Source organism: Tumidithrix helvetica PCC 7403 (assembly GCF_965232925.1).
In the GTDB taxonomy this organism is placed as follows: Bacteria; Cyanobacteriota; Cyanobacteriia; order Pseudanabaenales; family Pseudanabaenaceae; genus Tumidithrix; species Tumidithrix helvetica.
On the sequence record NZ_CBDDRA010000001.1, the window covers coordinates 363467 to 377664 of the forward strand.

At 45.5% G+C, this 14198-nt stretch carries 8 protein-coding genes; 1 reads left to right on the forward strand and 7 read right to left on the reverse strand.

Translation table 11 applies throughout. The annotated features are described in order from the left end of the window. Positions 1 to 27 precede the first annotated feature (27 nt). Positions 28 to 1170, reverse strand: coding sequence for an SGNH/GDSL hydrolase family protein (locus tag ACP2WE_RS01510; RefSeq protein WP_425213831.1), 1143 nt, complete (start codon positions 1168 to 1170; stop codon positions 28 to 30). A 451-nt stretch (positions 1171 to 1621) separates the two neighbouring features. Then, on the reverse strand, positions 1622 to 3685 hold the full coding sequence (locus ACP2WE_RS01515) for a serine/threonine protein kinase (protein ID WP_425213832.1): 2064 nt from the start codon (positions 3683 to 3685) through the stop codon (positions 1622 to 1624). A 351-nt stretch (positions 3686 to 4036) separates the two neighbouring features. On the opposite strand from ACP2WE_RS01515, the gene ACP2WE_RS01520 reads away from it, so the two are divergent. Beyond that, entirely contained in the window at positions 4037 to 7081 is a 3045-nt protein-coding gene (locus tag ACP2WE_RS01520; RefSeq protein WP_425213833.1) for an FHA domain-containing protein, read from the forward strand. 123 nt (positions 7082 to 7204) lie between these two features. On the opposite strand, the gene ACP2WE_RS01525 is transcribed toward ACP2WE_RS01520, so the two are convergent. The 5 genes from ACP2WE_RS01525 to ACP2WE_RS01545 form a co-directional block, all read right to left on the reverse strand. Beyond that, positions 7205 to 7729, reverse strand: coding sequence for a tetratricopeptide repeat protein (locus ACP2WE_RS01525; protein ID WP_425213893.1), 525 nt, complete (start codon positions 7727 to 7729; stop codon positions 7205 to 7207). A 63-nt stretch (positions 7730 to 7792) separates the two neighbouring features. Further along, a complete protein-coding gene (gene thiO / locus ACP2WE_RS01530) occupies positions 7793 to 8842 on the reverse strand; it encodes a glycine oxidase ThiO (RefSeq protein WP_425213834.1) in 1050 nt (349 codons plus the stop codon). Positions 8843 to 8851: 9 nt separating this feature from the next. Continuing rightward, on the reverse strand, positions 8852 to 10228 hold the full coding sequence (gene accC / locus ACP2WE_RS01535; RefSeq protein ID WP_330484439.1) for an acetyl-CoA carboxylase biotin carboxylase subunit: 1377 nt from the start codon (positions 10226 to 10228) through the stop codon (positions 8852 to 8854). A gap of 181 nt (positions 10229 to 10409) precedes the next feature. Next, on the reverse strand, positions 10410 to 10700 hold the full coding sequence (locus tag ACP2WE_RS01540) for a hypothetical protein (protein ID WP_425213835.1): 291 nt from the start codon (positions 10698 to 10700) through the stop codon (positions 10410 to 10412). Positions 10701 to 11465: 765 nt separating this feature from the next. Beyond that, entirely contained in the window at positions 11466 to 14162 is a 2697-nt protein-coding gene (locus tag ACP2WE_RS01545; RefSeq protein ID WP_425213836.1) for a putative bifunctional diguanylate cyclase/phosphodiesterase, read from the reverse strand. Positions 14163 to 14198 lie beyond the last annotated feature (36 nt).

Here is a 14198-nt window from a genome sequence, read left to right on the forward strand (position 1 = left end):
AATTGCAACACATTAAGAAGTGACACTTCAGCGCAAAATGCTCTGCTGTTCGTGTTTTGGACTTTTAGATGTCAGTGCTGGCTTATTATTCTTATTCGATTTATGTCTTAGAAAAATACTTCCACCCAATAACAATCCAGACGCAATTACTCCTGGTAATTTAGAAGGGTCAGGAATTGGAGTGGAATTGTTTGCATGTACAAAAGAGACTGAATCACTGGTAATTTGTGCCCGATCGGGAATGCCAGTGATTTGTCCCCTGACAAACTTAGCAAACTGCATATGGAAAGTAGCAGTGGGATGGATGCCATCGTAGAACAAGTATTCATTTGGATTAGAACAGACGCCGGTCAAATCCACACAAGGATCTTGAATATTCTTCAGCCCGAAGCTGCTAGGTGAGGCAACGATAGACTGCAAAAAGCCAAATGCATCAACTTCTATGAGATTTAGGTTGGGATTACTGCGAAATCCACTTAACGCGCTCCTGAGCTTGGCATTAAACTTTAACGAAACATCCATTGAAGCCGCTGCCAGCCCTAGTGTTCCCCTAGTCGATAGGGGAATCAGTCCTAAATTCACCATATTGGGGACGACAATATCGATCGCCCCTTCAGCCGTTAATCTCCTAACAATGGTAGTAATGTCGCTGACTGCTTTAGAAATTATCAAATCAGAAACTTTATCTTCTCCTGCTTGCTTTGCGACTGCCGCATCAAATAGATTGTTCGCCCCGCCCCAAATCACATAGAGAGCATTCGAGGGGGCGATTCTCCCCGTTTTCAACTGAAAAGCTTCGAACTGGCGCAGTAAACTAGGAGGATTTGATGGAACTATCCTTACAGGTTCCGTCTTCGCCCCTCCAAAGGCAAAATTTGTACCACCACTAAGGGAAGGAAGGGCACTCAAGCCAAAGCTACCTGCCAGATCTTCGACCCACGTCGCTCCATTGGTAAACCGACCATTTTCATAAGCAAACGTTGGAACCAAACCACCGAAAGGAACTTGCTGAAAAGTCGGTGCTGTGACAATTGCAACATTACCACTATCAGAAAGACTATCGCCAAAAACGATAACGCGATCGAATGATAGTGAGGCTGCTGAGGCACTAACTGGGAATGCCCAGATAGCAAAACCAACGGATAAGATAGTAATTCCTGCTGTTGACATGCGGTTTCTTTCCATTAAGGGTTTTCTCAAGTTAATGTGCCATTAGATCGATAAAAGCAGGCTTCACCACAAGGGATAGAATGTAGCGAACTGATTGAATGAAGTATGTCGAGGATTATCCTGAGATGCTTTACTAGTAAGCACTTCACTGTCTTTTTCGATCGCAATTGCACCTGCAACGGCAGAAGCGCTCAAAAATTGAAGTTGAACTATTGGTTGAGGGAATGAAATCTAGTTGTGAAGATTTATTCCTCGGCTACATTTAACGGAATTGCTGAATGACAATATGATTTTGCAAAATTCTGCAGGAACCTTCGAGAGTTGCAGCGATCGATTCTTACATTGAATCAGCAACACCCTTAAAAAATCATTCCATTAGACTGTGACACAGAGATGTTTGAAATCGTGTTTGTATTGGTGATTGAATTGCTTGGATTCGTCAAATTGGTCTCTATATACTCGTATCTTTTTTACCGCCACCTTGATCTTCCCATCCCGGTGCGGATGGTGGCACGATCGGCTCGGTAGGCGGAGTGACTGGTTCGGTGGGTGGCGTCACTGACTCGGTGGGTGGTGTTACTGGTTCTACAGTTGTCGATCCCTGCGTGTTGCCAGGAGTCTTCGGCGAAGTATTGGTGGGTGTTCCCATCTGCGATCGCGCACTCTCGACAATAGGTTTGACCTTACTTTGCCAAAAAGCAATCTTGGGTATTTTATTGGCAGCATCGATCGCTTCTTGGGGACTGTTATTTTTGAGGGCAGTCTGAGCTGCATTAAATTGCTTCTCTGCGAGTTGCCAGTCACTTTGCCATTGCTTAATCGTTGCTTGAGATTTTACATAGGTGGGGCTGTTGGGGGGAATCGCCTGTACCTGAGCGATCGCTTCTTTAGGATTGCCCGCTTGATATTTCTCCGTTGCTGAGGCGATCGTTTTCTCTGACCATTGCCCTAGGAGTTTTTGCGCTTCTGGGAAAATAGAACTACTTGCGGGAATGGATTCCAGAAAAGCAAAGGCTTCAATCAATTTGTTTTCTGTTGCTAAAAACTTAGCGTGACCTAGACGGCACTGATGTAAGACCTCTTGCACGTCAACATAAATCTTGGCATTCTGCTCGACTTTTTGGGTTTCGATGATGCATTTTAGATACTTCTTTTGAGATTGCAGGCTTTTGACGGTATCTAAAATTTCCCGCTCTTTGTTTTGGGAATAGAAGTAAACGCTCCCCGCGATCGCCGCCACAATCACCATGAGGACTCCAGTCAAAATGAGGGGTAATCTATGCTTAGGCTTGGGGGTGACCGCAGTTTCGCGATCGGTTTGATGCCACGAACCTGTATTAACTTCTGGGCGAACTTCTGCATTCACCAGGGTAGGCTCTAGCTCTGGAGTCGTAGAAGACTTAACCAAGGTAGGGGCTTCAGAATTGGTAAGTTGTTGATTTGTTGGAGTATCTACAAAAGTCGCAAGCGTTGCGGGCTTTCTAGGAATTGAGGTAATCGTTGCACTGTCGTAAATGTCTCCCTCTGTTTGTAAAGAGCCAATCGCGATCGTGTCATCTGCGCCCACGAGATGAATCGCAGCCTTTAAAGCCTGCTCTAGCTTGTCCACTGAATCAAAGCGATCGGCAGGTAACTTTTGCAAACACTTCATTACGACTGCTTCGAGGGCAGGTGGAATATGCTCGCAGCCGACTAATCCCTGAAAAGGGTTGGGTGGTTTGGTTGTATGTGCCACAATCCAAGACGCACTGGTTGCCCCTCTGCGCGATGGTGACAGGAAACCAAAAGGATCGACACCCGTAAGCATTTCGTAAAGAATTACGCCCAAACTGTAGATGTCTGCACGACTATCTACAGTTGACAAACCTTCTAACTGTTCGGGAGCAGCATAGCGCAGCGTACCAATAATGGATTTCTGCACGGTCAGAATCGACTCATCGTTTTGCGACTCTGTACAGAGTTTGACCACACCAAAGTCAATAATTTTCGCTAACTCGCCTAGGGAGGAAGGCACTAAAAAAATATTATCTGGCTTTAAATCGCGATGGACAACCTTGATCGTTTCTGATTCGCTGGCATTATTCTTCCAGAGCGTAACCCCGTCATGGGCTACTTTTAATCCTCTGCATACCTGACTAATGATATTTACAGTCTGCTTAGGAGAGAGTTGTTTGTCTCGATCTAATTTCTGTCTGAGGGTTTGTCCTTGCAGATACTCCATCACATAAAAAGGATAGCCGCCACTTACAAGCCCATAATCTGTAATCCCTACAATGTGATCGCTTTTGAGTGCCGCACATACAGCGACTTCTCGCTCAAATCGTTTAAAAAACCCCTCAGCATTCACTAAACTGCCTTTTAACAGTTTGAGCGCTACTTGCTTTCCTAGCAAGGTATCCATTGCCAAATAAACATCTCCCATGCCGCCACCACCAAGATTTTTGTCAATGCGATAGCGTTGGCGATCGCCGACAAATTGTCCAATCCAAGCATCAGATTGAGAAGAGGAGTTCATGGAACAGATCCTAAATAATAGCTTTTGACGGGCAGGAGAGCTGCTAGGAAAATTACCAAGCTTGAATCTTAGTATATCGTTGCAATCGTTTTAGGTTGAGAATAAGAGATTTTTTATGCAGAAAACATTCATGAACCCTTAACGTAAATACATAACATACATGAAAATAGCATGACATTGATGCGCGATCGGCTAAGTATACAAATTTTTTGATTATCTTTGATAAGTTAGAACTTATGTCGCACTCAGAACCATCATTTGCTTATCTTTTAGTCGGTTGCAAAAACACCTGATTTGTTGTTGCCTTAGAAACCTTGTCTGTATTGCTTACCAAACCAATATTTTATAAATATGGCTTTAACTCCTGCAAGACTAGAAATCAATTACATCAATGGTTCCAAGCAAGAGTTTTTGATTTTGGAGGAAGTTGTTAGCATTGGTCGCGCTACGGATAATACCCTATGTCTAGACCTACCCGATGTATCTAGACACCACGTTCGGATTATTCAGGACTTGCTTGGCTATGCGATCGTCGATCTTGGGAGTGCAGGCGGAACGAGAGTAAGTGGTTCGGAGTTGCAGCCAAGAGTACCTAAATCCTTAGAGAATGGAAGTTTAATTCAGATCGGTTCTTTCGATTTAAGATTTTACATCGGAGAACGCGATCTTTCGAGCCATCTACAAACGCAACCCTCTTTACCCTCCAGAGAACCAGCATTATTTGAATTTCATCAGATCTCGGATACAGCGATTCCTGAAGAGGCATCTTTTTTACCCGTTCTTCAGGTGGTTACCCCAACTTGGACAAAAAACTTTCCCCTCGAGCAAGATCGGGTTCTGATTGGTCGCAATCCTAGTTGCGACATTGCGATCGATGTGCCAGTTGTTTCCTCAAAACATGCTCAGCTCAATAAACTAGAGAATGCTTATGAAATCATCGATCTCAAGAGTACGAATGGATTGCTCTGTGAGGGCAAACGCGTCGATCGCAAGGTTCTAAAAACAGGTGACATGCTCTATATAGATATCAATGTGTCTTTGACCTACTGGGATCTGAGATCGAAACCAGCAAGGGAACCTGTCAAAGCACTTAGCCTCAGAGATTACAAGCAATTTAGTCTAGGGCGAGATAGCACAAATAACGCCGCGATCGATCATCCTTCCGTTTCTCGCATCCATGCTCTGATCGAGTATAAACAAGGCTCCCCAGTCCTTACCGACCTCAATTCCACCAACGGCACTTTCGTCAATGGCAAAAGAATTGAGAAGGCGCAAGTCCTCAAAGTGGGAGATGTGATTCGGATTGGTTCCTGTTGCTTTATCCTAAACATGGATGAGACCCTGACACGCCAAGATGAAGCGGGAAATCTTCGCCTTGATGCCTTTCGACTGACTAAAATTGTGGGAAAGGGGATCGCCATTCTCAACGATGTTTCTCTTTCCATTCTACCGAAAGAATTTGTGGCGATCGCTGGGGTCAGTGGCGGAGGAAAATCTACGCTACTCAATGCTTTGAATGGGTTTCGTCCTGCCAGCAGTGGCATCGTTTTTGTGAATCGAAACGATCTCTACAGGAACTTTAATGCCTATCGCATGGAATTGGGCTATGTACCGCAAAAAGATATCGTGCATAGCAAATTGACTGTCTTTCAAGCTCTAGATTTTGCCGCACAATTGCGCATGTCCGTTGACATTACGCCATCGGAACGCTACCAACGCATTCAGGAGGTGCTTGAGGACTTAGGTCTAGCCCATAGACAGGATGTCGCGATCGAGGATCTCAGTGGGGGACAGTTAAAGCGCGTATCGATGGGCGTCGAACTTCTGACCAAACCGAGTTTATTCTTTTTGGATGAGGCAACTTCAGGATTAGATCCCGGTACCGAAGCCGATATCATGCGCCTGTTGCGAAAACTTGCCGATCAAGGTCGCACGATTTTATTGATTACCCATGCCACGGAAAATGTGATGCTCTGCGATCTAGTGGTGTTTTTGGCAGCGGGCGGCAGGGTGGCATATTTTGGTCCTCCCGATCAAGCGTTAGCTCACTTTAAAGTATCAAAATTTAATGAAATCTATCCTAAAGTGGAGCGAGAGTTATCCCCGCAAATGTGGGAAGACCTTTACAAGCAATCGCCTCAATATCAGCAGTACGTTTGCGATCGCCAAGCACATTTAAATATCTCTCCCGATCTGAAACATACAGGTTTCAAGCAACAGGCTCCTACCAGCAAGGTAAAGTCTATTTCGGCTTGGCAACAATTTCTGATCCTATCTCAGCGCAATATTGCAATCCTTTTAAGAGATAGAGCCAGTTTGATTTTAATGTTGGCGATCGCGCCGATTTTAGGACTGCTCGATTTTGTGACTTGGAAACGCGATATTTTTGATACGACCCATGGCGATCCTGGGCAAGTCGCGACCATGCTGTTTAATACCAGCCTAATTGCGGTGATGGTCGGTAGCTTGGCAACCATGCGTGAAATCGTCAAAGAGGTGGATATTTACCAACGCGAACGCATGATTGGCTTGATGAGCATTCCCTACATTCTCTCTAAGATTTGGTTTTGTGTTTTATTGGCAATCTATCAGTCCGCGATTTTCCTGCTCTTTAAATACCTTGCAATTAATCTTCCAGGCGATCTGATTGGCATCTATATCACCATATTTCTGACCACCCTAGCGGGAATGGTGATGGGACTTTTGGTTTCTGCGGCTTCACCCAACCAAAATATTGCCCCACTGTTGACCATTATTTTTTTAGTACCTCAGATTATTTTTGGTGGTGGTGTCTTACCCGTTCATAATCTTGGGACTCCAGGGCAAATCATCAATCAAGTTAGTTTAACCAAATGGTCGTTTGAAGCGCTCGTAACCCTTACAGGGTTCGGCAGCGATGTGGCAAAGGATCCCTGTTGGAACAAAGACGAAGATACGCGCAAAAAACTTACAGAGGATGAGAAAAATAAAAACTGTCAATGCCTTGGTACGAACCTCTTTAGCCATTGTCAGTTCCCAGGATTGAAATCAAAATTTGATGCCGAATCAAAAGCATCCGTCGAAGCAACCGAACCGATCAAACCCGATCGCCCTAAATCCCCTGGCGATCCGCCCACAAGCCCTGCGGAACTGGCTGAGTATCAAGAGCGAGTCAGTCAATTTAATGCAGACATGAAAGTGTGGGAAAAAGATATTGAGACTTGGCAAAAGGACTTTAGCAAGTGGAAAGAAAAGCGGGAAGGGGCGATTGGTGGGGCTGAGGCTGCGATCGCTAGGTTTCACAAAGACTTTGGATTTATGTTTCACGTCAATGTCACCAAACATTGGGGAGCTTTAGTTTTGCTGATTGGCACGATGTTTGGTGCGCTGGTTGTCGTTCAAAAAAGGAAGGGCTAGATCTGATTTTCCTATCCCAATTTCAATGGTTTACAACAAATCTGGATTTAAGTTTCTGATTTTAATTTACGCGCAGGCGCAGGTTTTCAAAAAAACTGCATCGCAGTTTTTTTGAAAACGTCCTTACTTGCTTGGTGTGGTTGTAACGCGTTTGCGTAGGGAATCTAGACGACGTTTGGCAATGTCATTCTTAGGATTTAAAGACAGGGCTTTGTCATAGACCTCGATCGCTTGGGGCAGTAGCTTTTTCTTTTCGTAGGCATGACCCAAATTATTTAACGCAATCACGTAATCGGGCTGACGCTCGATCGCCTCTTTATAATTTTTGATCGACAGATCGAACTGCTGTTGAGCAAAGTATGCATAACCAAGCGCGTTATAGATTTCGGGCATATTTTCGCCACCCGCTTTGATCGCTTTTTGCAACTCGCTAATCGATTTGGCATAGAGCTTTTTCTTGAGGTAGACACTGGCTAATTCGTAATAGTCCTGAGCTTCGCCTTTCTCTTTTTCTAACTTGGGCTGCAAGTCAGAAATTACAGATTCCAATTGGCGGCCTTTGACGATCTGACGCGCAATTAGCCAAGCCAGTACCCCCAATAATGCAACCAGGGTAGCCAAATAGGCGATCGGTAATATACCTTCCATTTCCATGAAATTTTCTTCTAACTCCGTCAATTACTTACAATCAAGACTATCCTACAAAATCACCTAACGAAAATCACTTAAAGCTTTTAGCAATGGATCGACTTTGCGATCGCAAATCCAGTCTGTTAAAAACTGCGCCGTAATCGGGGCAAACAGAATGCCATTGCGATAATGACCTGTCGCCAGCGATAAATTTTCATAATGGCTCGCGCCCAAAATAGGGATCTCATTGGGGGCATGGGGGCGAAACCCCCACCAGGTTTCTTGAATCGTCATGTCGGCGATCGCGGGGTAAAGGGCGATCGCTTGGCTGAGCAGGCGATGCATACCCGCCCCTGTGTTGCCGGGGGCAAATTCCACATCTTCCACGGTTGCGCCAATCACAAGCGTGCCATCTTGACGGGGAATGAGATAGGTATTCTTGCCAAAGATTACGGTTTGCAGGCTGCGATTTGGGTCAAATACCGACAACATTTGCCCCTTGCGGGGTGAGATGGGTAAGGGCAGTAACGATCTTGTCCAAGCTCCCGTTGCCAGCAAGTAATGCTCGGCTTGGAGTTTGCCCCGACTAGTCTCTAGGTGCAAAACTCGGTCGCCTTGGGTGACGATGCGATCGACCGAGGTGCCTTCTAGAATTTCTACGTCCAGCGATCGCAATGCCAAGATTAAGGCTCTAGCCAGCAAGCGATTATCGACCTGCCCGTCTTCAGAAAGCCACAGAGCCCCTGAGACGCTGTCACCCAGACCTGATTGGCGTTTGTCTAGCTGTAGGCGATCGATGTATTTGGGATGCTCCTTAACAGTCTCAGCATCAGCATCTGAGCAGGAAATCGGCGCTAAAATGCCGCAGCACCAATAGCCGCAAGACTGCCCTGTTAGGTGCACGATCTTACGAATCCACTCGGCATAGAGCGATCGGCTGCGAATCCCTAGCTCGCGCAGGTCACCTTCCAGCCGCTCTGCTTCTGGGGCTAACATCCCCCCTGCAGCCCAAGTTGCCGCCTGACCGCAAACATCGCGCTCTAGAACAGTTACCGTTGCGCCTCGCTGTCTCAACTCTAGGGCGGTTGCCAACCCAATGACACCACCGCCAATTACCAGTACATCTGCCATCGCAGTTTGTTATTTGTTTAACTTACTCTGCTGTTCTAACCTTTCCATCAAGAGTTGAACGTAGTTTGTAAAGACTTTTCCCGTTCTAAAGGCTTCATCTTCCAGAATTTTTTGATGAAATTCAATCGTGGTCGGTACGCCTGTAATCGCACATTCATACAGAGCCCGCTTCATGCGTAAAATTGCGGAGGGGCGATCGCCTGCCCAGACAATCAGCTTACCGATCAGCGAGTCATAGTAGGGCGGAATTTCATAATCGGTATAGACATGGGAGTCCATGCGCACACCGGGACCGCCGGGGGGCAAATAGCCGCTGATTTTGCCAGGGTGAGGACGGAAATTGTGTTTGGGATCTTCGGCATTAATGCGGCATTCGATTGCATGTCCGGTCAAAATCACGTCTTTTTGGGTCAACCGCAGTCGTTCGCCCATGGCAACGCGCAGTTGCTCGGCAATCAGATCGATGCCCGTAATCATCTCGGTAACAGGATGTTCGACCTGAATGCGAGTATTCATTTCCATGAAGTAAAATTTGCCGTATTTGTCGAGCAAAAACTCCACCGTACCAACACCAACATAATTAATCGCTTTGGCAGCGTTCACGGCAGCAGCACCCATCTGCGATCGCAACTTGGGGTTGACAGCCGCACTGGGGGCTTCTTCTAGGAGTTTTTGGTGTCGTCGTTGAATCGAACAGTCGCGCTCGCCCAAGTGAATCACATTGCCATAGTTGTCTGCCAAAATCTGAATTTCAATGTGACGGGGTTCTTCGATCACTTTTTCAATATAGACTCCAGCATTACCAAAGGCTGCCTCTGCCTCGCCTTGGGCTGCTTTTAATAGGCGAATCAAGTCCTCAGGTTGACCGACAAAACGCATCCCTCGACCGCCGCCCCCTGCTGTGGCTTTGATCATGACGGGGTAGCCAATCTTACTGGCGATCTTAATCGCTTGATCCTCAGACTCAATCAGTCCCTCACTGCCAGGAATAGTCGGCACACCTGCCTTTTGCATCGTCTTTTTGGCAGTGGATTTATCTCCCATCGCCTGAATTGCCGCAGGACTGGGACCAACAAAGATTAAATTGTGATCGGCACAGATTTCCGCAAATCGGGCATTTTCCGATAGAAAACCATAGCCTGGATGAATGGCAGTGGCATTGTGAGTTAATGCTGCCGCAATAATATTGGGGATATTGAGATAGCTTTTGTTACTGGGGGCATCCCCAATACAAACCGCCTCATGGGCAAGCTGAACCGGCAGAGAGTGGCGATCGACAGTTGAATAAACTGCAACCGTAGCAATCCCTAACTCCTCACATGTCCTTAAAATCCGAAGGGCGATCTCGCCGCGATTAGCAATTAATAATTTGGAAATTGGAGCCATTTCAGCATCTACAGATAAACGGTGAATAAAGAATTGGTGCGAATGCCCATCACTCTTTACCCTTATGAATTGGCTCGTGAAGAAACTCAAACCTATTGTTATCTATGGATATATTTTGGACGCAGATTGCTACATGCCCCAACCGTTTCAGTTCGCTCATAGATAACTGTATAGTGAATTCTTAAACCATTTTTAACGCTTCCATTTTAACTGTTTCGCTACCACTCATTACCTTTTCTTGACAAATCTCGGTAATGCGATGAAAAGCGATCGCCACGGTCTTTTTATTGCAGGCATAATCAGAAGGTAGTCCGGGGGCATAGGCTTCGATGACGCGACTACTGCGCGTACACATCACCATTAAGTAGTCACAGGCATCACATTCTGTTCTTACTTGGGCCAATAAGGCATGATGATGCCTTTCAGCCAAGGAACCGCAGTTGGGGCATCGCACCGTTTGAATCATAGCCATAGCGTCTAAACCTAAAAAATAATTAATTAAAAGCGTTTATTAAAATTTGAAATCATCCAATCAAGTGATGAAAATCGATCCCCGAGTACATTGCAAAAAACATCGACCAAGACAACCCATTTCTAAAACCCTCAACCAAAGTTAATAAAAGATCGTGTAAGTTAAAGGTTTTTTGTTTTTGCTCGAATCTAGAGGTCAACGTATCCTACAAAACAATTTCTAGACTTGTCGTTTATCCTCTTGTCGAATTAACAGTTAGATGACTTTAGTATATGAATTATACTATAGCCGAAAAACATGGGGATCATTGCCACAAAAGCGATCCCCATGTTAATTTCAATTAGAAATTATCCATGCTGTTCCTACTAACATCTAGCTTTTAACCCTTACTTAAGAAAATATTAAGATGACTAGGTTGAGATAAACTTTTCACAAGTCTTGTCAAACGTAAGATTTACACATAAATCTTTTTGAAGACAAATTTAGTAATTTAGAGTTTGTGTTACAAAACTACCAAGCAATTGTTAGGAAAAGTTTAAAGGAACCATAAGAAAAAGTTACATTGAGTTTCGGATTTTTTGCCTTTAGAGCAACAAACGAACAGGGTAATCCATGAATTACTCCTGTTTTTATCGCCCTAAATTCATGTTTTGGGGATTGAGTCCACAGATAGAATTTGGGCAAAAAATATTTGCCGCATATAGTATATAAGTAAAATTACTTACCGATCTATAACGGGCTATACAAATTCCAGCAAGAACCGCGCTAAGCTACCCAATATTGTCGATCTGCAATCAGGTTGGCAGCAACTGTGGGCTCCATCGGTCGAGAGAATAAATATCCTTGTCCAGATTGACATCCTAATTCTGTCAGTAAAAGCTTTTGGGCGGAAGTTTCTATGCCCTCAGCAATCACGTCGATCGCTAGATTTAAGCCAAGATTGATAATAGCCTTAACAATTTCATGGTTGCCGCTTTCTCGATCCATGCTGCTGATAAAGGAGCGATCGATCTTGAGCGTATCGACGGGAAATTGATGCAAATAGCTCAGGGATGAATACCCCGTACCAAAATCATCCAGACAAACACAGATCTGGCGATCGCGTAGCTGTTGGAGGACAATTTTGGCTAGTTCTGGCTTTTTGATAATCGCGGTTTCAGTGACTTCAATTTTTAGAGAACTACCCCGAACCAAGGTGATTCGCAAAATTTGATCGATTTGCTCGATTAAAGTCGGCTGAGAAAACTGACGCGCTGACAAATTTACACTCATGACCAAGGGCGGTAGGCTTGGGAAGTTCTGTTGCCAACGCTTTAGCTGTTGGCAAGCTTGCAAGAGTACCCAACGATCGATGCTTGTAATTAAGCCTGATTCTTCGGCGATCGGAATAAATTCTGATGGAGAAAGCAAGCCGCGAACTGGGTGTTGCCACCGCACTAAAGCTTCAAATCCCTGTAAGGCTCCTGAAGCCAATGACACGATTGGTTGATAGTAAACCACAAGTTCTTGACGTTCGATCGCGCGCCGCAGTTCGTTTTCTACCTTGAGCCGATCGAGGGCGTGGGTGTACATCGAAGTCGCAAAGATTTCGTATCGCGCTCTGCCATGCTCTTTGGCTTTATACATCGCTGTATCGGCATTACGCAGCAGATGTTCGGGTTTAATCGTATCTTTTGCGGTCATGGCAATCCCAATACTGACGGAAACAAATACTTCATGCCCGTCCAAAAGCATGGGCATGGTTAGTTCTTGGTGGATGCGATCTGAAATTTGAATCGCCGTATCAATGCCTGTAACGTCTTCTAAAAGAATGCCAAACTCATCACCGCTCAGACGGGCAATCGTATCGCCGATACGGATGCAATTTTCTAAGCGACGGGCGATTTTACATAAAAGCTGGTCGCCTGCCAAATGCCCCAAACTGTCATTGACGATTTTAAATCGATCGATATCCAAACATAAAACCGCTAGAGGAAAGAGTTCTTGCCTTTGCGATCGCCCTAGAGCATGTTCTAAGCGATCTAAAAATAAAGCGCGATTGGGCAGCCCCGTTAAGCGATCGTAAAAGGCATTGACGCGCAGTTGTTTTTCAGCTTGGATGCGCGGGCTGACATCGACGGCAACGCCCCAAGACATCCAATGGGGAATGGGGAATTTCTCAGAAATATTTGACCATGACAGGGTTTTTACCGTGCCATCTTTGCAAGTCGTTTCCCATTCCCAATCGCGGTAGTTATTACCACGTTCCGCCCATGCTGCAAGCATCTGTTGGCGATAGATCGGATCGGGATAAAGCAGAGCAAAGGCTTCAGGGTTATCGACAATCTCAGCAGCGCTAAAGCCCGTTACTCTTTCGCACTCTTGATTCCAAGTGCTTATATTGCCTGCGCGATCTAATGCTGACATCATCACAGGCATATGCTCGATCGCACTACGGAAACGTTCTTCACTTTGGCGCAGTTCATGCTCGATTCGCTTCCGTTCTGCCAATTCTGCTTGGGCACTGTTGTAGAGTTCTGACTGATGTAGGGCGATCGCGCATTGATCGGCAACGGATTTGACGAGCGAAATTTCATCCTCTGTCCATTGCCGAGGGCGATCGCTTTGGTGTAGCGCGATCCCACCAATATAAGTTTGCTGATACAGCAAAGGAACGATCAAGAGAGAGCGAATAGAAAGCTGTGCGCTCGTTTGTTGCAAGATTTGGGGCAGATCGCTTGAAATCTCTGCCAAGACTACGATTTCACCGTTAGCAAGCCGATCTTGAAAATGCGCGCAGAACGGACATTCTAAGTTGAGCAAGCTCAGGCGATCGACCGTCGCCTGACTCAGGTAACTCACATGGGTGCGCCGATTTGCATCGGCTACAAAAATAAAGCTGCGATCGACACTTAAAGCAGCATGCAATCGATCGACTGTAATTTGTAAAATTTCATCTAAAATCAATGTCCCCCGCATGGCTTGAACAATGCGGCTTAGCAAAGCCTCTCGCAGGATTTGCTGTTGAATTTTATGGGTGGCTGCTTGTTGCTGGCGACGCAAGGCAAATTCTTGCAACCCGCGCTCTAAAACACTGGGAAGACGAAACAGCCGATCTTTTAACACATAGTCGGTCACCCCAGCTTTGATCGAGGCAACGGCTGCCTCTTCGCCCAAAGTTCCAGTTACTAAGATGAAGGGAATATCTTGTTTTGACTGTTTGAGAACGTTCAAAACAGCGATCGCATTAAACTGCGGTAATCGGTAATCTGACAAAACCATGTCATAGGAATTTGCCAGAAGCAGTTGTTGGCATTTAGCCAAGGTATCGGCATTGTCATAGGTAAAGCTTAGACCCGCTGATTCCAAGGTAAGCAGCATCAACTCTAGGTCTTCTAACACATGCTCTACAATTAACAGATGCAAAGTCTCAGGCGACTCTACCTTTAGTGCTGACGGTTTCCCAAAAAGCTGCTGTAACATAAAGCCTTCAACTAACTACAAGCAATGGACGTAGGC